This is a genomic window from Stenotrophomonas sp. YJH_SMC_20 (assembly GCF_059367845.1).
In genome coordinates this window covers 356,851-378,600 of record NZ_JCAFRG010000002.1, presented here as the reverse complement: position 1 = coordinate 378,600, position 21,750 = coordinate 356,851, and the positions used below count along the sequence as shown (strand labels likewise).

Genomic DNA, 21,750 nt, shown 5'->3' with positions numbered 1-21,750 from the left:
GGCAGCGCCTTGCCCGAACACTGGACCATGACCATGACTCGACATGCCATGCACAACTCGCTCTGCCGTCGCCCATTGGCGGCCGCAGTGGTGGCCGCGCTGCTGCCGATGTCCGCATGGGCCGCGCCGAAGGTGGAGTTCAATCCCGATCTGCTGTTCGGCATGGGCGGTGAGCATGTAGACCTCAGTCGGTTCGAGCGTGGCGATCTTCTGCCGGGCACCTACAACGCAGATATCAGCATCAACGGCCAGGTCGTTGACCGACGGGATATCGTCGCCCGTGTTGCCCAGGACGATGAGGTGCGCATCTGCTTCGATGCAGCGCTCTTTGAACTGATGGGCCTGGACGAGAAGCGGCTGGAGGCCGAGCGTGCCTCTGTCGACGATGTCGCAGGCACCCTGCAGCCGCTGCCGGCGGAGTCCAGTTGCGAACGCCTGGACGCCTTCATTCCGGGTGCAACGAGTGAGTTCGATGTTGGCGAACAGACGCTGCTGATCAGCATTCCGCAGATCTATCTGAGCCGCACCCCGCGTGGCTGGATAGACCCGGCCAGGTGGGACCAGGGCATCACTGCCGCCACGCTGGGCTACAGCCTTAGCCACGATCGCTATCGCAACGGTGGCACGGAGAGCCAGAGCACCAGCATGACCGTGGATGCCGGCCTGAACCTGGGGCAATGGCGGCTGCGCCATAGTGGCTATCTGCACCACAGCAATGACGATGGCGTGCGCTATGCGGCCGGGCGAAGCTACCTGCAGCGCAATGTGCCGTCGTTGAATGCGCAGTTGACGGTAGGTGAGTCCTCCACCAGCGGTGACATGCTGCAGGGCGTGAACTACCGTGGTGCGAACATCACCACCGATCCGCGCATGTTGCCGGATGGTGCCAGCAATTTCGCGCCCGTGGTGCGCGGCGTCGCGCAGACCAATGCACGGGTAACCATCCGCCAGCGCGGCTTCGTGATTCACGAGACCAGCGTCGCGCCGGGTCCCTTTGAGATTGACGACCTGCAGATCTATGGTTCCAGTGGCGACATCGAGGTGGAGGTTACCGAGGCCGATGGCCGCATCGAGCGCTTCGTGGTGCCGTTCACCGCCATGCCGCAGCTGCTGCGCCCTGGCCAGCAGCGCTACAGCATCACCGCCGGTGAATTGCGTGACGACCAGTTCGTGCAGAAGCCGCGCTTCATTGAGGCGACGCTGCGCCGGGGCGTGAGCAACCGGTTCACCGGCTATGCGGGTACCACGGCAGCGTCGGGCTATACCGGGCTGGTGCTGGGCGGTGCCTGGTCGACGCCCATCGGTGCGTTCTCCGGCGATGTCACCTTCAGCGACGCGCGGATTCCGGGCATCGACGGCGGCGTCGAGCGTCGCCGTGGCCAATCCTACCGCGTTGCATACAACAAGGCGCTGTTCGACGACAACACCAACATCACGATGGCGGCCTACCGCTATTCGACCAGCGACTTCCTGACCTTGGCCGACGCCATGCGCCTGCGTGGCAATGTAGGCCAGGAGGCTGGCTATGACATCGTGGGGCGCCAACGCAGCCGCCTGGACCTGACCGTCAACCAGCGCCTGCAGGACGGCAAAGGCCAGCTGACCTTCACCGGCAGCACCAGTGACTACTGGGACCAGAACCGACGCCAGACCAGCTTCTCGCTGGGCTATGGCAGCCGCATCGGGCGCGCCAGCTATACGATCAGCGCCCGCCGTACGCTGGAATCGTCGCTGTTCTCCAGCGACGCGGCGAAGGCCACCAACAGCGTGTACCTCAGCGTCAACGTACCGCTGGGCGTACCGGCCAGCGCGCCGCGCCTGGATGTGAATTCAAGCCGCGACAGCAGCGGGCGCAGCGGCTATGGCGTGGGCGTGATCGGATCCCTTGGTGACACCGGCCTGGGCAGCTACAGCGCCTCACTCAATCGCGACGGCGACCGTTCCAGCTACGGCGTAAGTGCCAACTATCAGCTGCCGGTGGCACACGTCACCGGTTCCTTCAACCGCTCAACGCAGAGCAGCAGGCTCTCGCTGGGCGCCAGCGGCGGCCTGGTGGTGCACGGTGGCGGCATCACGCTGGCCCAGCGCCTGGGTGAGACCGTTGGCCTGGTGCATGTGCCGGGTGCGGCGGGCGCCAAGATCGACAGCGCCACCGGCGTGAAGACCGACTCGCGTGGCTATGCCGTGGTACCGCACCTGAGCCCGTTCCGCCGCAACGAGTTGGGCGTGGACCCCAGTGACCTGTCACTGGACGTCGAGCTGAGTGCCGGTTCCGTGTCTGCCATCCCCAACGCGGGTGCGGTGGTGAAGATGGTGCTGCCGACCGCCGTGGGCCGCAACGCACTGATCGAAGCGCGGCTGCCGGACGGCACTGCGTTGCCCTTCGGCACCGATGTGCTCAATTCACAGGGCGACGTGGTGGGCGTGGTGGGGCAGGGCAGCCGGCTCTGGGTGCGCGGCCTGGATGAGCAGGGCGAGCTCTTTGTTGCACACGGGGCAGGTGAAGGTGCGCAGTGCCGCATTCCTTATGACCTGCGCGACAGCCAGGGCGCCGATCTTCTGGTTGCGGCTTGTGTGCTGCCATCGGGGGATCAGGCTCAGCTTGCGGCTGAATGAATTACTTTCGGCGTAGAGGACACGTAACATGAGATTTCACGTACGGAAATGGACCAAGCGGGGACTGCTTCCCATGATGGCGGTGGTCGCCATGAGTATCGCTGCTCCAGCCATGGCGCGTTGCGACTTCGGGAAGCCTGGTCGCGCTACCCTCACCGGCGTTCGGCTCACAGTCAACGGGACTCAGGTCGGCAGGCCGGTTTCGTCGTGGTACAACCTGTCGTCCGTCAATGACGTCGGTGGCTGCACCGACTATGGGTGGCTCGAAGTGACTGGCCGTGCCACCACCCTGGGGAACTACACCGAGGGCCGGACTACCTATTCGATCTATGAGACGGGTGTCCCAGGACTTGGCTTCGTCATGGCATTCCGGGACGAGGCACGGGAAGACGGCATTGACTATCAGCCGGTGGTTGCAGGCTTTACCAACTCAAACGTCCGCATCCGGCATTGGCCGACGCTCGATCTGAGAATCCGCTTCATCAAGGTCGGCGATATTCCTGAGGGCAACCTGGTTGTTCCGGACGTCGCTGCGGCGGACTTCGTTCTGCGCGACACCACCAGCGTGTCTACCGGGGATAGGCTTCTGCTGGCCGCAACTTCGATAGAAGGCGTCTACCGGAAACTCTGCTATCCCAGGAACACATCGGTGAACATGGGCCGTGCGCTGCAGACGGAGTTCTCGACGCGCTACAGCCACAGTGCACCGCGTACCTTCGATATCGTGCTGGACTGTGAGGAGAAGGTCGGTGATGTCCTGTTCTACCTCGAAGAGAACGCGGCCAGCCCGCTGCTTGATCGTGATCGGGGATTGGTTGAAGTCAGTGGTGGGGCAAAGGGCATCGCGCTGCAGATGACGGACGTGGGCGGAACGCCGATTCCGTTCGACACGCTCAGGCCGTTCGGCCACAGCGGCGATGCGGCCGGTGAGCTGCGACGCACGTTCGAGGCGCGCTATGTGCAGACGGTCGGTAATGCCGCTGATATCGTGCCGGGCAATGCGAACGCCTCCATTTCCATCGTGATGGCCTACCCATGAGCCGTCGACTGGCAGCCTGCGGCATGACGGTGGCACGGGTGCTGGTGGCCTGCCTGCTGCTGAGCAGCATGGGTGAGGCCGCAGCGCAGGTTGCTCTGCCCAGCACCCGCGTCGTCATCCGGGCCGAACAGGGCGCGGTAACCGTACCGCTGCACAACATGGGCGAGGTGCCAGTGCTGGTACAGGCGTGGATTGCCGAAGGTGACCCGAATCAGCCGCCGGAGCAGTCAGCTGCACCATTTGCGATGGCGCCACCGTTGATGCGGATTGACCCCGGCAAGGACAAGCCGCTGCGCATCAGGGTGCTGGAAACGCGCGCGCCCACCGATGCGCGCGAGCACCTGTACTGGTTGAACGTGCACACCATTTCATCACGTTCGGACCTCGCGCAAGGCGATCGGCTCGAATTGCCGGTGCGCAGCATCTACAAGCTGCTGTACCGGCCTGAAGGCCTTCCGGCGCCAAGCGTGAAGCGGGCAGAGGCGGTCGCGGTGCAGTTGCGGCGCGAGGGCGCGGCGCGATCCCTGGTCGTGACCAATCCGACGCCGTACTACCTGAACCTGGGCGACGTAACGTTGGTGCACGCGTCGGGCGATACCCGCTTGGGCAACCCCCATGTGGCACCGTTCGGCAACGTCGCGATTCCGATACCCGGCGATGCCCCGGACGGACAGCTGAGTGCGCGCTTGAACTGGATCGATGATGACGGCCGCCTGCTGCCGATCGTTCGCGACCTGGGCCACGCGGGGTAGGGGGGAGCTGCAGGCGGGCGGCAACCGGGACTGTCAACGCGCCGGGCCGCGCCGGACTTGCGCAGGCGACGTGCAGGAGGGTATACCCTTCGGCATCACGGTTTGAGGCGGCACGTTCCTGGCTATGGACCCACCCGCTGGCGAGGTTCTGAACGAGGCTCCTGCGCGGCGGCCAGTCGTGCGTCTAGGGCTTTTGCTGGTCCCCTGTGTGCTCGCGCCTGGCATCGCCATGGCGGCCTCCTGCAGCGGCGGTGGCGGCCACACGGACTTCCAACCACCCGCACTGGTGGAGTTCACCGCGCGCGACGTTCCCGTAGGCGCGGGCCTTACACCGTGGCTGCCCGTCAATAGCGGCGCATCCAGCGGCGAGTTCCGCTGTGATTCGAACGTCTCCATCGACTACCGGATGGAGACGCACGGCGGGTTCATCCGTGAGCGCTATCACGAAAGCGGCGCAGAGTATGTGGTGTATGAGACCGGGGTTGCGGGGGTCGGCATGGCCTTCCTGGCGGAATTCGATCGCAGTACCCGCGGACGCCCATCAGCACTGGGCTACGACGAGGTGGTGCTGCATGCCGGCGACAGCGGCACCGGGCCGGTGGGGGCGCGGCTGAAGGTGAAGTACATCCGTACCGGCAACATCGCCTACGGCAGCGCTACCAGCACGCGGGAAATGGTGATCGAGTCACGCCTGTATGAAGGCGGCGCCGGTCCACTGCGGCATCAGCTGTGGGTAGGTGCAACGACCCTGAAGGTGCAGGACCGCCCCAGCTGCCGCATGCGCACGCAGGAGGTCAACATGGGTTTCGTGCCGGTGGCGGCGTTCACCGGCGTGGGGTCCATCGCCGGCGAGCGCAGCTATCAACTGGTGCTCGACTGCGAAGCCGGTGTCGGGCGGGTTGACTATCAGGTGGTTCCCACCACGGCGGTGCTGGATGCCGCGCAGGGCATCGCCGAGGCCAGCGGTGGCGTGGTCGGCGTGGGCTATCAGTTCCTCAACGGCGATGGTTCGCCGATGCGCTTCTATGGGTCCGATGAGTTTGGCCGGGGCTCGGCCAACGCCGAGATCCTGCGCAAGACATTTGGTGTGCGCTATCGGCAGACACTTCCGGCCATCACGCCCGGCCCCGCCAACGCGGGGCTGACCTTCAGTCTGACCTTCCCCTGAGGCCTCATGCCCTATCACGTGCAAGCAAAGACTGGATTGCGCGCGGCCTGCTGGAGCAGCGCCTTGTGGCTGCTGTTCCTCGCGCCTGGCGCGCAGGCCGACGTGACCGTGGAAGGCACGCGGTTGATCTATGCAGCAGGCCAGCGTGAGGCGGCGCTGCGATTGAAGAATGACGGCGAACGCGCGTCGCTGGTGCAGGCATGGGTGGCCGACGGAAACCTTCAGCAGACCCCGGAAGCCTCCGCAGCGCCGTTCGTGCTTGATCGCCCGATGTTGCGGCTGGACCCCGGTGCATCCCACGCACTGCGGATAAGAGGCATCGCACCGCGGCTGCCGACGGGCGACCACGAGCACCTGTACTGGCTGAACGTGGTGGATGTACCCGCACGCGAGGCCAAGGACGGTGACAACGTAGTGCAGGTGGCCATCCGCCTCCGCATGAAGCTGTTGTACCGCCCGCAGGGGCTCGGGGCGCCGGTGAATCCTGACGGCCAGGTGAGCATGGCAGCAGGCGCGGGCGGGCTGGCGCTGCGCAATGCGGCACGGCACTACTTCAACCTGGCGGGTATGACATTGGTCTCCGCGTCCGGCGAGCGGGCGGTGGACGCGTTCTACCTGGCCCCGGGTGAGAGCCGGACATTGGCGCTGCCCGAGGGGTTTGCCGGCCCGCTGACGGCGGTGCGCTATGAGTGGGTGGACGATGATGGCGTGCTGCATGCGGTGACGCGGACGCTCTGACGCGGACGCTCTGACGGCACTGAGGGCGTGGACATGTCGGCATCGGCTTGCCCGTGGCGCTGCTGCGGGTTCGAGGCGCTGGCAGTTGGGGATGTGCCGGGCCCAGTTGGGAAGCGTGGCAGCGGCACGCGCGAGCCCTGAAACACGGGCGTCTGTGGGTGTGCGACAATGCCGCCCGCTGCATGAATGTCTCCGTCTGTGCACCGCAGCGCTTGCTGATGGCAAGCCGGTTGTGCGCATGATGGGTTGCCACCGGAAAAGGGTGGCCGGGTGTGGAAACCCGTTTGGTCGATTGATGTTTGATGTCTGCGCTTGCCAGTCGGCGTCGCCTCGTGTGGCGCCGGCTGGCAATCCGCTCGCGTTCCATGGCGGGCGGTACGTGGGGTGTACGCAAGTGCGCCCACCGGCCGATTAATCGACCACCGGTTTCCACACACGTACCGTCCCGCCGCCTTTGTTAAGGGCGGTGGCACCGTAGCTTGTACGGAGACCTGCCATGAACCCATCGGACATTCCCCCTCTGCGCAGCCGGTACGCCCCGGCCAACGCCGATGAGGGCGAGGAAGCGAGCGCGAAGCCCGACCCCAACAACCTCATCGCGCTGCTGCACCAGATCGGCCTGGGCGTGGCCGCTGACGGCCAGCCCTGGCCCGAGCGGCATCAGCTGCCCGGCCGTTGCCTGGCGCTGGCCGACAGCGACGGCGCCTTGGCCGGCCTGCGCATCGTCAACGAGATCCTGCTGGCCGCCGAGCGCGCCCGCCAGAATGGCGGCCCGGAACACTACGTGGGCGACCGCGTGATGGAAGGGTTGAAGCTGGCCGCGCTGGCGCTGACCAACCACGCCATTTTCCGGCTGCACCCCGAGTAGACCTACGCCGAGCGTGGATGCTGTTGGTGTAGAGCCGAGCCTGCGCTCGGCTCATCGGGCAAAACGCAGCCGAGCGTGGGCTCGGCTCTACAGGATATTCGCATCCTGCCTGGATGCCGTTGGCGGATGGCCCCGCGCTCTGTAGAGCCGAGCCTGCGCTCGGCTCACCGGACGAAACGGAGCCGAGCATGGGCTCGGCTCTACAAGGGGTCCATGCCAGCTCAGAAATCCAGGGTGGCCGACAACAACACCGTCCTCGGCGCACCCAACGCCAGGCTGGAAAGCAACGGCATGCCCCAATACGCCTTGTTGGTCACGTTGTTGACGGTGGCGCGCAGCGCCAGCGGCCTGCCGGCCAGTGTGGTGCTGTAGCGCGCGCCGACATCGAACAACGTCCGCCCAGGCACCGACAGGCGGTTGTCGGCACTGATGTACTGCTTCGACATCGCCGTGGCATTGCCGGTGAGGGTCAGGCCTTCCAGCGCGGGCACATCCCATTCCACACCGAGTTTGGCCTGCCGCTGCGCAATTGCCGTGGCCATGCGGCCTTCATTCACGCCGCCAGCCGTCCGGGTCAGCTTCGGCTGTACATAGGCCATGCCACCGAGCAGGCGCACGCCGTCCATCGGTGCACCGAAGAAGCCCCATTCCACACCCCGGTTACGTTGCTCGCCGCCAAACGAGAAGATATTCGTGACCGGGTCGGTGTAGCTGCTCGGTCGCTTGATTTCATACACGCTGAAGGTGTGCGCGAAGGTGCCCAGGTCCAGCTTCACGCCCAGCTCCTTCTGCTTGGTGCGGAACGGTGCGAACACATCGCCGGCATTGGCGGCGGTCATCGGCGCGGTGGCGCCCTGGCTAAGGCCTTCGATGTAGTTGGTGTAGAGGGAGATCGTGTCGGTGGCCTTCAGCAGCAGCGCCGCAGCCGGGGTGGTGGCGCTCTCGTCGTAGCGTGAGGTGCGTGCGCCGCTGGCCACGTTGAAGGTTTCGCTGACCACCTGCTGACGGCGTATACCCAGCGTCAACTGCACGCGATCATCGGCGAAGGCCAGCGTGTCGGCGACGCCGAGGCTGTCCAGCCGCAGTTCGGTATGCGAGATGTGCGGTGCCAAGAACGGCGCGGCCGGGCCCCATACCGGGTTGTACAGATTGGTGGTCCAGTCCCAGCCGGGTACGCTGCGCCGGCCGTAGTCGTTCTGGGTGTGCTGGTAGTGGGTCACGTTGGCGGCCCACTGGTGGCCGACAGCGCCGGTGCGGAAACTGCCACGCAGACCAGCATCTGCGGATTGCTTCTTGATATTGAAGGCGAGCTGGCCGATCACCGTGGTGAAGTCGCCAGCTGGATTGAGGATCTGCGCGCTGATCGAACCGTTGTAGCGGTAGTCGGTCTTGCTGGTGCCGTAGGCCAGATAGGCCATCAGGCTATCGTTGATGTCCAGCTCGCCGCGCAGCATCGCGCCCTTGTCCTGGCTGTCCACGTAGGCCCAGTCCGGGTTGATCAGCGTATCGCCGCGTGGCGGCCGCGGAATGGCGACGCCGGGTGCCAGACCGACGCCACGCGCGGGGCCGTCGACGCGGTCGTCGGCGCTGTACAGATCGGCCGACAGCCGCGCACGTTCGCCGCGCCAGTCCAGTGCCAGCGAACCGAGCTGCACCTTCTTGCGCTGCTTGCCGACCGCGCCGTCACCATCACGGTAGGCACCGTTGAAGCGGATGCCGAACTGCTTGTCGGCACCGAGGCGGCGACCCATGTCCACATGGGTACCGAACTGAGCATCAGAGGCGAAATTGGCACTGACCCGCAGCAGCGGTTGCTCGCTTGCGCGCTTGGGGACCAGGTTGACGCTGCCACCGACCGAACCACCCGGCGGCATGCCGTTGAGCAGCGCGGAGGGGCCCTTCAGCACTTCGATGCGCTCGAACATTTCCGGCGAGGTGCGGTAGTAGGGCGCCATGCCGCTGAGGCCATTGAAGGTGGTGTCGCTGGTGTTGGAGGCAAAGCCTCGGATCGCGTAGTTCTCGCTCCATGCGCCGGTGACGCCGTTGCTGAAGACGGTGGGGTCGGTGGCGGCGATGACGTCGGTCAGGTCCTTGGCCTGGCGGTCGCGGATGAAAGATTCGGTGTAGCTGATCGTGCTGAACGGCGTGTCCATGAAGTCCTTGTCGCCGAGCAGGCCGACGCGGCTGCCGGCGGCCACCTGACCGCCGGCATAGTCGCCGGTCACGCGGCGCTGTTCCTGCACCTGAACCGAGGGCAGGGTGGATGGCGCGGTTTCGGCCAGCGCTGCTGGCGATGCCAGCAGGGCCAATGCCAGGGCCGAAACCCGGTAGCGCCGGGCCACGCCCGGCGGATGCCCCAGGACAGGGTCTGCAGGGGGTGCGGGACGACGCGGCGGGGAAGTGAGGTTGAACACGGTCATGCCAGGTTCCTGTGGATCGCAGGTGCGACGGCGCCCGGCGCGCGGCCATCGGCTCGCACGGGATTGGGGCGCGGTGCAGGGTTGTTGGCTGGGTGGAAACCTGGCGGGAAGGTGAGCATTGGGCTCGGTTGCCAACGGCGCGCCGGTGATGAACCAGACGCATTCCGAATTAGTTGAGTAAAATAAACTAAATTGAGCGAAGCGGACAAGAGGGTCCTTTTGCTGGCACCCTCAGCAGGGTATGAGCACGCACCCCGATCCAACGGCGCCGACCCGTGGCCGCCCGCCCACCATCACCCCGGAGCGCCTGGCCGACATCGGCATCCGTCTGGGCCTGCCCAACCTGACCATGGCCAACGTGGCCGCCGAACTGGCGGTGACCCAGGCGGCGCTGTACAAGCGCGTGGCCAACCTGGAGGCGTTGAAGCGGCTGGTGGCCGAAGCGGTGTTCCAGCGCTGGCAGATCCCCCGCGCCTCGGCCGATGCGGCGGGTGGCCTGCAGGGCTACCTGACGGTGTTCGTGGAGTCACTGTGCGCGGTGGTGAAGGCGCATCCCGGGCTGCCCCCGTACCTGCTGCGGCGCACGGTGGCGACCGCGCCGATGCTGGAAAAGATCGCCTCGCACCAGGCGCACGTGGCCGAGGTGTTCGGCCTGCCGGTGGACAAGGCGCGCTGGCTGCTGGCCACGATCGCGTTCTACTGCATCGCCGGCGCCGACACCATCTACGCGATTGCGGATGACGAGGAGGGGCAGGTGATCACCGAGTTCAAGCAGGGCATGCGGGCGCTGGTAATCGGGTCGTTGCAGTTGTTGGATGCGGACGACGGGGACGGATTGCCGTGACCCCATCCACGCATGGCGTGGCTCTACAATGCGGCCATGCCTGCCACGCCCACTCTCGATGACCTTCGCCGCTACGCGGTGGCGCGCACCCTGTTCAAGCCGACCACGCTGCTGACCGCGATACGACGGTTGGGCTTCGTGCAGGCCGACCCGATCAGGGCACCGGCGCGCGCGCAGGACCTGACCCTGCGGCACCGGGTGAAGGACTATCGCGCAGGCGATCTTGAGCGCCGGTATACCCGCCTGCCGGTGGAAGAGGATTGCCTGGTGAACTACGGCTTCCTGCCGCGCGAGCATCTGGCACTGATGCACCCGCGCGTGTCCAAGCGCGAATGGGACGCCGAGACCCAACGCCGCGCCGCCGACGTGCTGGCCTTCGTGCGCGAGCGCGGCAGCGTGCACCCGCGTGAGGTGGACCAGGCGTTCGCGCATGGGCGGGTCACCAATTACTGGGGCGGCACCAGCAACGCAAGCACGCATCTGCTTGACGGCATGCACTACCGTGGCCTGCTGCGGGTGCAGCGGCGCGATAGTGGCACCCGCATCTATGCAGTGGCCGAGCACGCCGAGCCGGACGCCAGCGAACAAGCGCAGGTCGAGCGCGCCGCCGCCCTGATCGACCTGGTGGTGCGCAAGTACGCGCCGCTGCCGTCGGCCAGCCTGACCTATCTGGTGCGCCTGCTGGGCTATGGTGCACCGCATCTGGCCGAGCAGACCCGCAAGGCATTGGCGCTGGCCAAGCAGCAGCTGGCCAGCTGCACGCTGGAGGGCACCACCTGGTACTGGCCGGCGGACGAGAATCCGCGTTCGCGCCGCTATGCACCGGACGAACAGGTGCGCCTGCTGGCGCCGTTCGACCCGGTGGTGTGGGACCGCCGTCGCTTCGAGCTGCTGTGGGGTTGGGTGTACAAGTTCGAGGCCTACACGCCTGCACCGAAGCGCCAGTATGGCTACTACGCACTGCCGGTGTTGTGGCACGACCAGGTGGTGGGCTGGGCCAATCTCAGCGTGCGCGAGGGTGAGTTGGTGTCGAACGTGGGTTATGCCGGCAAGTCGCTGGCCCGCGACAAGGTGTTTGGTGGTGCGCTGGACGACGAGCTGCAGCGCATGGCGGAGTTCCTGTAGCGTCAAGCGGCGCATGGGTACCTATCTGGTGCTGGCCGCGTTGATGTGTTGGTCTGTGATCGGGCTGGGCTTCGGCTGCTTCCCGGCACACAGTGCTGCACAGTTGGACCCTATCCAGGCATTGACGGCGGAATAGGGCCGCCCGCTATGCACCTGTAGAGCCGAGCCCGCGCTCGGCTGCACTCCGTTCAGGTCGCGCCGTACCGAGCGCTGCGCGCAGCAAGCCGAGCATGGGCTCGGCTCAACAGCTACTCAGCGCACCTTGCCTTTGATCGGCACGCTTCCCGGCAGCTGAGAATAGCCGCTGTCACCCCAGTGGCGGGTGATGCGCTGGAAGAACAAGGAGTTGGGCACGCGCAGCAGGCAACCGCGCGCGCCTTCGCCACGATCACTCAGCGTGGTGTAGATCAGGTTGATGTCAACCACCTGACCGCACAAGCCCGGCTTGTCCACGCTTTCCAGCACTTCGATGGTGTCATTGATGCGGAACGGGCGCGTAGCCACGATCAGGAACGAACAGAACAGGTTGGACAACACGCTCCACGCTGCAAAGAACGCCACCGCACCGACCGCCATGAACCCGGTCAGCGCGGTCCACAGCACCGAGCGCGAAACGCCCAGCCGCTCCAGTATCAGCAGCGCGGCCGCCAGATACAGCAGCAATGCACCGCCGCGGCGCAGGCCCACATGAAGCTCTGGAGCCAGCCTGCCGCGCTGCCGGGCCTGCACCAGCAGCCACGCCAGCGCGCGCACCATCACCCACGCGACGCCGAGGATGGCCAGCACCTCGGCCACCGGCACAACCACGGTCAGCCAATCCTGGATCCAGGCGGGCAATCCGGCCATGAGGGGTCACAGTGTTGCCGCGCCGCCGGAGATGGTCAGCAGTGCGCCGGAGGTATAGCTGGCGCTGTCCGAAGCCAGCATCACATAGGCTGAGGCCAGCTCGGCCGGCTGTCCGGGGCGGCCGAACGGCGTCTGCGCGCCGAACTGTTCGACCTCTTCGGCGGCCATGCCAGCGGGAATGAACGGCGTCCAGATCGGGCCGGGTAGCACGGCATTGACGCGGATCTGATGTTCGGCCAGCAGGCCTGCCAGCCCCAGCGTCAGGTTGGCGACGGCACCCTTGGTTGCAGAATAGGGAAGGATGTTCGGCGTCGGCCGCTTGGAGTTGACCGACGCCGTGTTGATGATCGCGCCGCCACCGCGAAGATGTGGCACGCACAGCCGGGTCAGATTGAACACGGCATGCACGTTGGTATCGAACGTCCGCTTCCAGTCATCCAGGGTGATGTCGTCGAAATGCTCGTAGTAGCGTTGGTAGGCCGCGTTGTTGACCAGGATGTCGAGGCCGTCAAGCTCGCTGGCCACGCGGTCTACGAGCGAGCGCGCCTGCGCCGGGTCGCTGATGTCACAGGGCACCAGCACGGCCTTGCGCCCGGCCTGTTCGATCTGCTGCTGCACATGGCGGGCGTCGTCCTGCTCTCCATCGAGGAATGCGATGGCAACGTCGGCGCCTTCGCGCGCGAACGCGATCGCCACCGCCGCGCCGATACCGCTGTCACCGCCGGTGATCAGTGCCTTCTTGCCCTGCAGCAGGCCATGCCCGCGATAACTGTCCTCGCCGTGGTCCGGCCGGGGCTGCATCTGCGCAGTCTTGCCGGGGAAGGATTGCTGCTGGGCCGGGAAGGGCGGGCGTGGATAGTCGGGCAGGGCCATCGTCACTCTCCGGAAGGAAACCGGCGCCAGTCTCCCTCCAACCGGGTAAACGGCTGGACGGCGCGGTGTCGTTGCAGCGTGGACGCCTGCGCGCGCGGCTTCACACTGGATGCGCGATGGTGGTCATGATGCTGTTGGCCGGTTGCCGTGAATCCAGCCGCGTGTGCTGCACGATGATCGGCTGGTCGGATTCGACGAGGGTGGCGAAGCCGGTGCCGCGCGGTACCGGCGCCGGATCCTGCAGGTCATTGAAGCGCAGGTGACAAGTGCGTCGTGCCGGCACGGTGACCCGGTAGGGGCCCACGGGATCTCGGTCTTCGAAGTAGAGGGTCAGGGTGACATGCGCGTCCTCGTTGCCGGCATTGAGGACACAGCAGGTTTCGTGACTCTGCATCTCCGGTGACGGGCCGGTGCTCCAGGCTGGAATGTAGCCTTCGGCGATAGCCCAGCGTCGATGCCCGATGCAGGAAGCGTTCGTTTCCATGACGCCGTTTTAGCCCGGCGGGTGTTGCCATCGTGTCCAGTCCCCGCACGGAATCCGTGATGACCATCGGCTACCACGCATCGCATGAGCAGTTCCCGCCCGCCACTTTGCTGGGCCTGGCACTGCGCGCCGAACAGGCGGGATTCGAGGCTTTGATGTGCTCGGACCACTTCCACCCGTGGACGACCGCGCAAGGGCAGTCCGGCCACAGCTGGGTATGGGCCGGCGCGCTGGCGGTGCAGAGCGCGTTGACCCTGGGCATGGTGACCTGCCCGATGCTGCGCCAGCACCCGGCCTTGGTGGCACAGGCAGCGGCGACGCTGGAGCAGTTGGCGCCGGGCCGGATCTGGCTGGCGCTGGGCACCGGCGAGGCCCTGAACGAGCGCATCACCGGCCAGCCGTGGCCAGCCAAGCGAGAGCGGCAGAAGGCACTGCGCGATGCGGCCGAGGTGATGCGGCGACTGTGGGGTGGCGAGCGAGTCGACCACAGCGGTGGCTTCCAGGTGCGCCAGGCGCGACTGTACAGCCGACCGGCGCTTCCCCTGCCGCTGCTGGGTGCAGCGGTCACGGAGGAGACTGCACGTTGGATGGGGGGCTGGGCCGATGGCCTGATCACCATCAGCCAACCGCTGGCGCAGTTACAGCGTGTGGTGGCAGCGTTCGAGGCAGGCGGTGGCAGGGGCAAGCCGATGTACCTGCAGGCCAAGCTGTCCTACGCGCGCGCCGAACAGGCGGCGCTGGAAGGTGCGATGGAGCAATGGAGCGCCAACGTGCTGCCACCGGAACTGGCCGAAGGCCTGGACCAGCCCGAACAGTTCGAAGCACAGGCCCGATCGGTCAGCGCCGAGGTGGTGCGCCAGCACGTGCGTGTCTCGGCAGACCTCGGCCAGCATCGGGCCTGGCTGCAGGAGCTGCAGGGACTGGGCTTCGATCGCATCTACCTGCACAACGTGAACCGCGAGCAGGAACGCTTCATCGATGATTTCGCCGAGCACGTACTGCCTGCGCTGCGCACTCAGGCACCCTCGGCGGCCAGCCACGTATAGCCATGGCCCTGCAGGTAACAGCGGCGATCCTGCAGCTTGGCGCCGCGGCCAACCAGCGTGTTCAACGGACCGCGCAGGGGCACGTCCACCTCGACCGGCTCGTCGCCGAAGTTGATCAGTGCCAGCGCCTGATGGGGTGCCTCACCGTAGCGGAGCATCAGCAGCGCGGGAGATGGCGGGTCGAGCGTGTGAGGACCCTGCTGCAGCACGGGATGAGCATTGCGCTGCTGCAGCAGCTCGCGCACCCGCAGCAGCAGTGAACCTGGCGTCGCGCGTTGCGCCTCGACGTTCACCGTGCGGTAACCGTACGGGCCGTCTGCCGGTGGTGCGCGCCAGGCATGCCGCGGTTGATCGGTAAACCCCGCCGCTGGTCCACCGTGCCAGTGCATCGGCATGCGCACGGCATTGCGCTCTGGCAGCTCCAGGCAGTCACCGAGGCCGATCTCTTCGCCATAGCGGATCACCGGTACCTGGCCCAGCGACAGCAATGCCGCCCAAGCCATACCCTGCCATGCGATGTCGCCCTCCAGCATCGGCGCCAGCCGGCGACGGATGCCACGGCCATAGATGCGCATGCCACGCTCAGGGGCGAAGCGCTCCATCACCGCTTCGCGCTCCTCCGGCTCCAGCTGCTCCAGGTCAAGCTCATCGTTGTTGCGCAGCCAGGCGATGCGGGTGTGCGGCGGCGCCTGCGGTCCGTATTCGGCCATGACCCGGGCCACTTCGCTGGCGTCGCCGCGCGCCAGGGCCAGGAAGAAATGATTGTTGAGGTGGAAATCCAGCAGGTGCGAAAGCCGCCGGCCATGGCAGAGGAAGTCACCGTAGCGCGACGCGGGGACGTCCGCTTCGCCGATCAGCGGCAGGCCTGGCTGCTGCGCGTCTGCCGTGGCGCGCATTTCCTCCAGCAGCCACAGCCCGTCGTCGCGGGGGTCGGCGTGTCGCGCGCGCTCGACCATGTACGGAGCAGCGTCCACGCGGAAGCCGGCCACGCCGCGCTGCATCCAGAACGTCATCACCCGCAGCAGTTCCTCGCGTACCGGCGCATGGGCCAGCTCCAGGTCTGGCTCGTGCCGGTAGAACATGTGCCGGTTGAACGCGCCGGCCTCGGCGTCCCATGTCCAGGCAGAGGCCTCGATCGGCGGGAACATCGGCTGCAGGCCGTCGTCGGGCACGTGGTCGCTCCACAGGTACCAGCGGCGCCATGCCGGGTCGCCCCGCTGCGCGGCGACGAACCACGGGTGGGCGCTGGCAGTGTGCTGCATCACCAGCTCGACGATGATGCCGATACCGCGTGCGGCGGCAGCATCGACCAGGCGCTGGAACGCCGCCTCGTCACCCAGGCGTGGATCGATGCGGTAGTGATCGGTGACATCGTAGCCACCGTCACGGCCGGCGTTGCAGTAGAACGGCAGCAGCCACAGGTGGCTGATGCCGAGCCATTGCAGGTAGTCCAGCTTTTCGGTGATGCCATCCAGAGTGCCCCAGCCGCGCCCATTGCTGTCGCGGAAGAGGTAGGGGTCGACCTGGTAGATCGCGCGCAGCGGACGCACCGCCATTGGGCCGCTCCAGCACCGTTCAAGGGTGACCAGCCTGCTGCGCGACATGGCAGCGGTCCGTGAACCGGACGGCACCGCATCATGACGCGGCATCCACGGCCCCTGCATGCCCGGACGCGCACTGTGAACGCTCACTCGATGCGCCGAGGAGCCTCTAGCCATGTCCCGCCGCAAAACGCTTCGTATTGCGACGTTCAACGTCAACGGCATCGGCACACGCCTGCCGCAGCTGTTGGAATGGCTGCACATGGAATCGCCGGATGTGGTTGCCCTGCAGGAACTGAAGGCGACCGACGCCGCGTTTCCCGCTGCGGCATTGGAAGAGGCCGGCTACGGTGCACTCTGGCAGGGTGAGGCGCGCTGGAACGGCGTGGCGCTGCTGGCCCGGGGCACCATGCCGGTCGAGAGCCGCCGCCGATTGCCGGGCGAACCCAAGGATACGCAGAGTCGCTACCTGGAGGCAGCGGTGCACGGCGTCATCGTGGGTGCCCTCTACCTGCCCAACGGCAACCCGCAGCCCGGGCCGAAGTTCGACTACAAGCTGCGCTGGATGGAACGCCTGATCCGGCATGCGCGCAGCCTGGTCGAGCTGCCGCACCCGGCGCTGCTGCTGGGTGATTTCAACGTGATTCCCACCGAAGCCGACGTCTACGACCCCAAGGCCTGGCGCCGCGATGCGCTGTTCCTGCCCGAGGTTCGCGATGCCTTCGAGCGGCTGCTCGCGCAGGGCTGGACCGATGCGCTGCGAAAGGTGCACGGCGACGCCACGATCTACACCTTCTGGGACTATTTCCGCCAACATGCCGAGCGCGACCGTGGGCTGCGCATCGATCATCTGCTGTTGAATCCGATACTGGCGGAGCGACTGAAGGATGCCGGCGTCGACCGCTGGGTACGACTGCAGGAAAAGGCCAGCGACCACGCGCCAGCCTGGGTGACGGTCAGGGCGTGATCAGCGTGCGGCTGGGTCTTCGCGCCGCTCGCGGCGTACCCGCGCGCGGGTGCGGTACAGGCGGCTGTCCGCCTTCTGGATGGTGTCGGCCACGGGTTCGCCGGGCGTGTTGATGGCCGCACCCATCGAGAACGCGCTGGGCGAAAGCGCGGCGTGGTCCTGGTACCAGTGTTCCAGTTCGCTCAACCGGCCATTTTCGGGCGCGACCAGCACCACCATGAACTCGTCGCCACCCAGCCGTACCACGGTCTCGTCCTTGCCCAGCGGCGAGCGCAGGAAGGTGGCGAACTCGACCAGCACGGCATCGCCACGGCGATGGCCCTGGGTGTCGTTGATGTGCTTGAAATGGTCCAGATCGAACATCACGCACGCCCAGCGCTCGTCAATCAGTTCATCCAGCCGGTGCAGGTAGCGCCGGTTGTAGCACTGCGTGAGCGGATCCTTGAAGGACATGTCGCGCAGCTGCTGCTCCTGCATCCTCAGCGCGGTGACGTCCTGCGCATGCCCCAGCACGTAGGGCGGGCTGGCTTCGTTGTCGAGCACGTTGTGGTACGCCCAGTAGTGGCGCGTACCATCGGCGGCAATCAGCTCGATCACGCCAGCGTCGGTGTGGTTTGCCTGGATCCGGGCGAGGTAGGCCTTGAAGCCCTCGCGTTTTTCCGGTGGCATCAGGTCACACAGGCTGCGCCCGATCATCTGGCTTTCCTCGAAGCCCAGCGACTGCACCGCCGCCGGATTCACCGAGGTCAATGTCCCGTCCAGCGTGTGGGTGCAGATCAGGCCCAGACTGTAGTGGAACAGTCGCCGGTAGCGGGTTTCGCTGGCTTCCAGCGCGTCGAGCGCGGCTCGCTCATCCGTGATGTCCTGGATGGCCCCGACCAGGCGCGGATGGCCGTCGACCTGTTGCCGGCTGCCGACCACCCGGGTCCAGATCGCGCGCCCGTCGGCGGTCGTCATTGGCAACTGCACCTCCCAGGACGTGCCTTCGTCGATGCAACGCTGCACTGCCGCGCGGATGATGTTGCGGCTGTCTTCGCGATAGAACGACAGCGCGGTGTCGAGCGTCGGTTCAAAGTTGCTGCGCACGCCGTGCAACTGCTTGGTCTCGCGGGTCCAGCGCACTTCGTTGGTGACCAGGTCCATCTCCCAGCCGCCCACCCGCGCCGCGCGGTTGGTGCGCTCCAGGAAGTCTTCGCTGCGTTTCAGCTCGCGATGCAGCGCTTTCGCCTGGCCAACCTGCGCCATCAGGGTACTGCGCTGTTCCAGCACCTGGGTGGTGACCCGCGCCAGATGCACCATCAGTTCGCGCTGGGAGGGGGACAGCACGCCGGGCATCGGGTCGAGCAGGCACAGCGTGCCGATACGTGCGCCGTGCGCCGAGCCCAGGGGGATGCCAGCGTAGTGGCGGATGCGCGGCCCACCTGTCACCAGCGGATTGGTGGAGAAACGTGGATCCTGGCGCGCATCGGGTATCTCGAACAGCTGGTCCTGGCGTATGGCATGGGTGCAGAAGGAAATTTCGCGAGCCGTCTCGCTGACGCCCTCAAGGCCGATGTTGGCCTTGAACCACTGGCGGTCTTCGGCCACCACGGTGATCAGGCCCATCGTCAGGCCGGTCGCGGCGCGGGCGGCGGCGACGATGGCATCGAACACCGGCTCCGGGGGCGTATCCAACAGGTGCAGTCGTTCGATTTCGAGCAGTCGTTCGGCTTCGTCCATGGCGCTTTTCAGGGCTGGGTGGCGAGGGCGGTTGCGGCGGCTGTCTTGGATCACGGTAGTGCGTGCGGCGTTATGTATCGCCATGGCAGGGTGATGCCGGCGTGAGGCGCGCGCACCGGCTCAGTGTTGCCGGAGCGATGCCTGCAAGGCGGTAGCCAGCGCGGCATCACCGGACACCAGGTCCTGCCAGCGCAGCGTGATGCCCTTGCGGCGCCCCTTTTCAACCAGCTTCAGTCCTTCGGGGTCCACGATGAGGGTGTAGGGCTGGCCATCGATGTCCAGTTCGCGTCGCAGCGGTTTGTCGAGCGGGGTCATCATCGTTTCCTCGCCGGGGAGAGAGCGCGGCGTGGCTGTATCGATACGTGACGATGATCACGGACATGCCAACGCCAGGGGAAATCAACAGCGCGGGTGATGCCGATGCGGGGCCCGACCACTGGATCCTCCGGCGGCGGCATCCCATCGCTGGCGATGACGACGCCGTGGCTGCCGGTCACCAGGTCGGCGCCGTCGAAGCTGCGGTCCAGCCCGAAGGCCTGCGAGAGCTTGCCGGGCCCGCTGGCCAGATCGTGGTCGCGGCGCGCAGCGGGGCGCAGTTCGCGCATGCGCTCCAGGCCCAGCAGCGGCTCGATGGCCCGCAGCAGCACCGCTACGCCTTCGCCCACTTCGCCGCAGACAACGTTGCTGCCCCAGTGCATGCCGTAAGTGAAGTAGACATAGAGGTGGCCGGCCTCACCGAACATGCTGGCCGTACGCGGCGTCTGACCGCGATAGGAGTGTGCGGCCGGATCGACACTGCCCGCGTAGGCTTCGACTTCAACAATGCGGCCGGCTCGGCCATCGTCACGGACCAGGAGCTTGTTGAGCAGCTCGGGCGCAACCTCGACGGGCGGGCGCCGGTAGAAGCTGCGGGGGAGGATCTGAAGAGAGGCAGGCAACCAATCCGGCACGGTAGAGGCAGGCTCGGGCAAACGGTGATGGCACTGTGGCACCAAACAGGTGAAACGGGCGCAGACGCAGTGTCATTCCGGCGCAGGCGGTGCGGCCAATGCAGCGCGCCGGGCGGCATACACCTCCGGCGTCTGCGGCTTGATGAACAGTGCCACCAGTTCCGGATACTCGCGCTTCACCGCCGTTTCGATGCGGGTGATGCAGGCTTCGATCTGCGGGGTCCGCCGATCATCCTCGAACTCGGCGCTGAGCATGGCCACGACCTGTTCCGGGCCCATCTGCATGGTGGTCACGCCATTGGCGCGGCGCAGATCCGGATCGGTTTCGGCCACCGCCATGATCCGCTCGGCCACTGCGGGATGGGCAGGCTCTCCGACCAGCAGGCCCTTGGTCTCACGGGCCAGGAGGAAGGCGGTGGCGGCCAGCACGCCAGCGATGCACAGCGACGCAACGCCATCAAGCACCGGCATGTCCAGCACCTGCGCGGCCACCAGGCCGATCAGTGCGAAGCCCAGCCCGAGCAACGCAGCGCTGTCTTCCAGCAGTACGGTGAAGGTGGAAGGATCCTTGCTGCGGCGGAAGGCTTCGAAGTAGCCAAGTTTGCCTTTGGTACGCCGGAACTCGCGCAGCGCCACCCACCAGGAGCCACCCTCGAACAGGATGGAAATGCCCAGCACGCTGTAGCTCAACGCATGGTTGGTGGCCGGCTCCGGCCTGCGGATATGCTGGATGCCCTCGTAGGCCGAAACGCCGGCACCGGCCGCGAACACCAGCAGGGCGACGATGAAGCTCCAGAAGTACAGCTCGCGGCCATAGCCGAACGGATGCAGGGAATCCGGCGCCTTGCTGGCACGGCGCAGCCCGTACAGCAGCAGAAGTTCATTCAATGTGTCGACCAGCGAATGCACGCCTTCGCTGAGCATGGCCGAGCTGCCGGAGATGCCAGCGGCGATGAACTTGGCGATCGCAATGGCGAGGTTGCCCGCGAGCGCGGCATAGATGACAAGGCGGGAACCGGTGGGAGCGGACATGTCAGCAGCGGGGCACGGAGGACGGCTGATCTTCGCGGTCTGCCCGTGCCCATCGCGTGCACGTCGCGGTCAACGCCCCCTGGGATTGAGATAAAGCCGGGCTCCATCCGACTCGCGGAACCCCGACCAGCGCCCGCTGCCCGACGCGCGGAAACGCCCGTACACCGTATTGCTGGTATCGGTCAGCAGCAGCTGGTTGCCCGACAGTACCCAGCGGTTGGCCGAGAAGAAGCCGTCCGGGCAGCCGGCAGGCACGTAGGCGCTGTAGCCACCGAACCACTCACTGTTCTTCAGCTCGATGGTGCAGGTGCTGCCGTTCTCCTGGCCCAGCGTCCAGCTGCCGAACAGATCGCTGTCGCGCACATCGCGGTCGCCGCGGTGGCGGTCATGGTTCCAGTCGTCGTTGTCGTCGTGGAAACCGAAGCCCACGTCGATCTCCTTGCTTTCGGTGCGCGACTCGGACTGGGAGCTGCCACTGGTGGTGGTCTGCGTGGTCATCGAACCACTGGTCTGGGTCTGGGTGCTGCTGGATTGCGTGGTCTGGTCGGTGTGGGTGGTCTGTTCGCCGAAGCCGAACGAAGCGTCCTGGGCAAGGGCGGGCAGGGCCAGGAAGTACAGCGCCGACAGGCAGCTACGGGCAAGCAGAGCAGCCATCGCAGGATCCTCGGAAGGGTGGATCGCGCGAGTATCGAACCGGTGGGGTGGGAGACGGTGTGAGGGCG

At 66.4% G+C, this 21,750-nt stretch carries 20 protein-coding genes; 10 read left to right on the top strand and 10 right to left on the bottom strand.

Annotated elements, in window-relative coordinates:
* Positions 1-33 precede the first annotated feature (33 nt).
* The 6 genes from AC5P6A_RS05095 (at position 34) to AC5P6A_RS05070 (ending at position 7,181) form a co-directional block, all read left to right on the top strand.
* A complete protein-coding gene (locus tag AC5P6A_RS05095) occupies positions 34-2,616 on the top strand; it encodes a fimbria/pilus outer membrane usher protein (protein ID WP_346714860.1) in 2,583 nt (860 codons plus the stop codon).
* Between the two features lie 91 nt (positions 2,617-2,707).
* Positions 2,708-3,655: a fimbrial protein gene (locus tag AC5P6A_RS05090; RefSeq protein ID WP_332329677.1), complete on the top strand. Its 948-nt coding sequence runs from the start codon at positions 2,708-2,710 to the stop codon at positions 3,653-3,655.
* A 29-nt stretch (positions 3,656-3,684) separates the two neighbouring features.
* Positions 3,685-4,407, top strand: coding sequence for a fimbrial biogenesis chaperone (locus tag AC5P6A_RS05085; protein ID WP_332329678.1), 723 nt, complete (start codon positions 3,685-3,687; stop codon positions 4,405-4,407).
* 124 nt (positions 4,408-4,531) lie between these two features.
* On the top strand, positions 4,532-5,575 hold the full coding sequence (locus tag AC5P6A_RS05080; RefSeq protein WP_332329679.1) for a fimbrial protein: 1,044 nt from the start codon (positions 4,532-4,534) through the stop codon (positions 5,573-5,575).
* Between the two features lie 63 nt (positions 5,576-5,638).
* Positions 5,639-6,313, top strand: coding sequence for a fimbrial biogenesis chaperone (locus AC5P6A_RS05075; RefSeq protein WP_332329680.1), 675 nt, complete (start codon positions 5,639-5,641; stop codon positions 6,311-6,313).
* Positions 6,314-6,809: 496 nt separating this feature from the next.
* A complete protein-coding gene (locus AC5P6A_RS05070; protein ID WP_332329681.1) occupies positions 6,810-7,181 on the top strand; it encodes a hypothetical protein in 372 nt (123 codons plus the stop codon).
* Positions 7,182-7,402: 221 nt separating this feature from the next.
* Here the strand turns inward: AC5P6A_RS05070 and AC5P6A_RS05065 are convergent, their stop codons facing one another.
* Positions 7,403-9,601: a TonB-dependent receptor gene (locus AC5P6A_RS05065; protein WP_346714859.1), complete on the bottom strand. Its 2,199-nt coding sequence runs from the start codon at positions 9,599-9,601 to the stop codon at positions 7,403-7,405.
* A gap of 241 nt (positions 9,602-9,842) precedes the next feature.
* Here AC5P6A_RS05065 and AC5P6A_RS05060 point away from each other — a divergent pair, with 241 nt between their 5' ends.
* Both AC5P6A_RS05060 and AC5P6A_RS05055 read left to right on the top strand, forming a co-directional pair.
* Positions 9,843-10,445 carry a TetR/AcrR family transcriptional regulator gene (locus AC5P6A_RS05060; RefSeq protein ID WP_346714858.1) on the top strand — a complete coding sequence of 201 codons (603 nt, stop codon included), beginning with the start codon at positions 9,843-9,845 and terminating at the stop codon, positions 10,443-10,445.
* 36 nt (positions 10,446-10,481) lie between these two features.
* Entirely contained in the window at positions 10,482-11,570 is a 1,089-nt protein-coding gene (locus AC5P6A_RS05055; RefSeq protein ID WP_155029605.1) for a DNA glycosylase AlkZ-like family protein, read from the top strand.
* 252 nt (positions 11,571-11,822) lie between these two features.
* Here the strand turns inward: AC5P6A_RS05055 and AC5P6A_RS05050 are convergent, their stop codons facing one another.
* The 3 genes from AC5P6A_RS05050 to AC5P6A_RS05040 all read right to left on the bottom strand — a co-directional run bounded on the left by AC5P6A_RS05050 (position 11,823) and on the right by AC5P6A_RS05040 (position 13,773).
* Positions 11,823-12,416, bottom strand: coding sequence for a mechanosensitive ion channel domain-containing protein (locus AC5P6A_RS05050; protein WP_155029604.1), 594 nt, complete (start codon positions 12,414-12,416; stop codon positions 11,823-11,825).
* A 6-nt stretch (positions 12,417-12,422) separates the two neighbouring features.
* Complete coding sequence (locus AC5P6A_RS05045; RefSeq protein WP_019659796.1) at positions 12,423-13,289, bottom strand: glucose 1-dehydrogenase; 867 nt, start codon at positions 13,287-13,289, stop codon at positions 12,423-12,425.
* A gap of 100 nt (positions 13,290-13,389) precedes the next feature.
* Positions 13,390-13,773 carry a sensory rhodopsin transducer gene (locus tag AC5P6A_RS05040; RefSeq protein ID WP_346714857.1) on the bottom strand — a complete coding sequence of 128 codons (384 nt, stop codon included), beginning with the start codon at positions 13,771-13,773 and terminating at the stop codon, positions 13,390-13,392.
* A gap of 59 nt (positions 13,774-13,832) precedes the next feature.
* Between AC5P6A_RS05040 and AC5P6A_RS05035 the strand changes: the two genes are divergently transcribed.
* Positions 13,833-14,819 carry a TIGR03885 family FMN-dependent LLM class oxidoreductase gene (locus AC5P6A_RS05035; protein ID WP_346714856.1) on the top strand — a complete coding sequence of 329 codons (987 nt, stop codon included), beginning with the start codon at positions 13,833-13,835 and terminating at the stop codon, positions 14,817-14,819.
* On the opposite strand, the gene AC5P6A_RS05030 is transcribed toward AC5P6A_RS05035, so the two are convergent.
* Complete coding sequence (locus AC5P6A_RS05030) at positions 14,789-16,423, bottom strand: alpha-amylase family glycosyl hydrolase (protein WP_346714855.1); 1,635 nt, start codon at positions 16,421-16,423, stop codon at positions 14,789-14,791. The genes AC5P6A_RS05035 and AC5P6A_RS05030 overlap by 31 nt on opposite strands.
* A 112-nt stretch (positions 16,424-16,535) precedes the next feature.
* Here AC5P6A_RS05030 and xth point away from each other — a divergent pair, with 112 nt between their 5' ends.
* Entirely contained in the window at positions 16,536-17,327 is a 792-nt protein-coding gene (gene xth / locus AC5P6A_RS05025; protein ID WP_346714854.1) for an exodeoxyribonuclease III, read from the top strand.
* On the opposite strand, the gene AC5P6A_RS05020 is transcribed toward xth, so the two are convergent.
* The 5 genes from AC5P6A_RS05020 to AC5P6A_RS05000 form a co-directional block, all read right to left on the bottom strand.
* A complete protein-coding gene (locus AC5P6A_RS05020; RefSeq protein ID WP_155029599.1) occupies positions 17,328-19,046 on the bottom strand; it encodes a sensor domain-containing diguanylate cyclase in 1,719 nt (572 codons plus the stop codon).
* A gap of 120 nt (positions 19,047-19,166) precedes the next feature.
* Positions 19,167-19,361 carry a hypothetical protein gene (locus AC5P6A_RS05015; protein WP_019659790.1) on the bottom strand — a complete coding sequence of 65 codons (195 nt, stop codon included), beginning with the start codon at positions 19,359-19,361 and terminating at the stop codon, positions 19,167-19,169.
* Positions 19,361-19,996: a DNA-3-methyladenine glycosylase gene (locus AC5P6A_RS05010; protein WP_171953150.1), complete on the bottom strand. Its 636-nt coding sequence runs from the start codon at positions 19,994-19,996 to the stop codon at positions 19,361-19,363. The genes AC5P6A_RS05015 and AC5P6A_RS05010 overlap by 1 nt, the downstream gene beginning before the upstream one ends.
* A 72-nt stretch (positions 19,997-20,068) precedes the next feature.
* Positions 20,069-21,028 carry a cation diffusion facilitator family transporter gene (locus tag AC5P6A_RS05005; protein ID WP_155029597.1) on the bottom strand — a complete coding sequence of 320 codons (960 nt, stop codon included), beginning with the start codon at positions 21,026-21,028 and terminating at the stop codon, positions 20,069-20,071.
* Positions 21,029-21,097: 69 nt separating this feature from the next.
* Complete coding sequence (locus tag AC5P6A_RS05000) at positions 21,098-21,682, bottom strand: AprI/Inh family metalloprotease inhibitor (protein WP_058982870.1); 585 nt, start codon at positions 21,680-21,682, stop codon at positions 21,098-21,100.
* Positions 21,683-21,750: the final 68 nt, after the last annotated feature.

What these genes read in the sequence shown, in the direction of transcription:
- AC5P6A_RS05095 (WP_346714860.1), top strand. Translation starts at nt 34, where the DNA reads ATGACTCGACATGCCATGCACAACTCGCTCTGCCGTCGCCCATTGGCG.
- AC5P6A_RS05090 (WP_332329677.1), top strand. Translation starts at nt 2,708, where the DNA reads ATGAGTATCGCTGCTCCAGCCATGGCGCGTTGCGACTTCGGGAAGCCT.
- AC5P6A_RS05080 (WP_332329679.1), top strand. Translation starts at nt 4,532, where the DNA reads ATGGACCCACCCGCTGGCGAGGTTCTGAACGAGGCTCCTGCGCGGCGG.
- AC5P6A_RS05070 (WP_332329681.1), top strand. Translation starts at nt 6,810, where the DNA reads ATGAACCCATCGGACATTCCCCCTCTGCGCAGCCGGTACGCCCCGGCC.
- AC5P6A_RS05065 (WP_346714859.1), bottom strand. Translation starts at nt 9,601, where the DNA reads ATGACCGTGTTCAACCTCACTTCCCCGCCGCGTCGTCCCGCACCCCCT.
- AC5P6A_RS05060 (WP_346714858.1), top strand. Translation starts at nt 9,843, where the DNA reads ATGAGCACGCACCCCGATCCAACGGCGCCGACCCGTGGCCGCCCGCCC.
- AC5P6A_RS05055 (WP_155029605.1), top strand. Translation starts at nt 10,482, where the DNA reads ATGCCTGCCACGCCCACTCTCGATGACCTTCGCCGCTACGCGGTGGCG.
- AC5P6A_RS05050 (WP_155029604.1), bottom strand. Translation starts at nt 12,416, where the DNA reads ATGGCCGGATTGCCCGCCTGGATCCAGGATTGGCTGACCGTGGTTGTG.
- AC5P6A_RS05045 (WP_019659796.1), bottom strand. Translation starts at nt 13,289, where the DNA reads ATGGCCCTGCCCGACTATCCACGCCCGCCCTTCCCGGCCCAGCAGCAA.
- AC5P6A_RS05040 (WP_346714857.1), bottom strand. Translation starts at nt 13,773, where the DNA reads ATGGAAACGAACGCTTCCTGCATCGGGCATCGACGCTGGGCTATCGCC.
- AC5P6A_RS05035 (WP_346714856.1), top strand. Translation starts at nt 13,833, where the DNA reads ATGACCATCGGCTACCACGCATCGCATGAGCAGTTCCCGCCCGCCACT.
- AC5P6A_RS05030 (WP_346714855.1), bottom strand. Translation starts at nt 16,423, where the DNA reads ATGTCGCGCAGCAGGCTGGTCACCCTTGAACGGTGCTGGAGCGGCCCA.
- xth (WP_346714854.1), top strand. Translation starts at nt 16,536, where the DNA reads ATGTCCCGCCGCAAAACGCTTCGTATTGCGACGTTCAACGTCAACGGC.
- AC5P6A_RS05020 (WP_155029599.1), bottom strand. Translation starts at nt 19,046, where the DNA reads ATGGACGAAGCCGAACGACTGCTCGAAATCGAACGACTGCACCTGTTG.
- AC5P6A_RS05015 (WP_019659790.1), bottom strand. Translation starts at nt 19,361, where the DNA reads ATGACCCCGCTCGACAAACCGCTGCGACGCGAACTGGACATCGATGGC.
- AC5P6A_RS05005 (WP_155029597.1), bottom strand. Translation starts at nt 21,028, where the DNA reads ATGTCCGCTCCCACCGGTTCCCGCCTTGTCATCTATGCCGCGCTCGCG.
- AC5P6A_RS05000 (WP_058982870.1), bottom strand. Translation starts at nt 21,682, where the DNA reads ATGGCTGCTCTGCTTGCCCGTAGCTGCCTGTCGGCGCTGTACTTCCTG.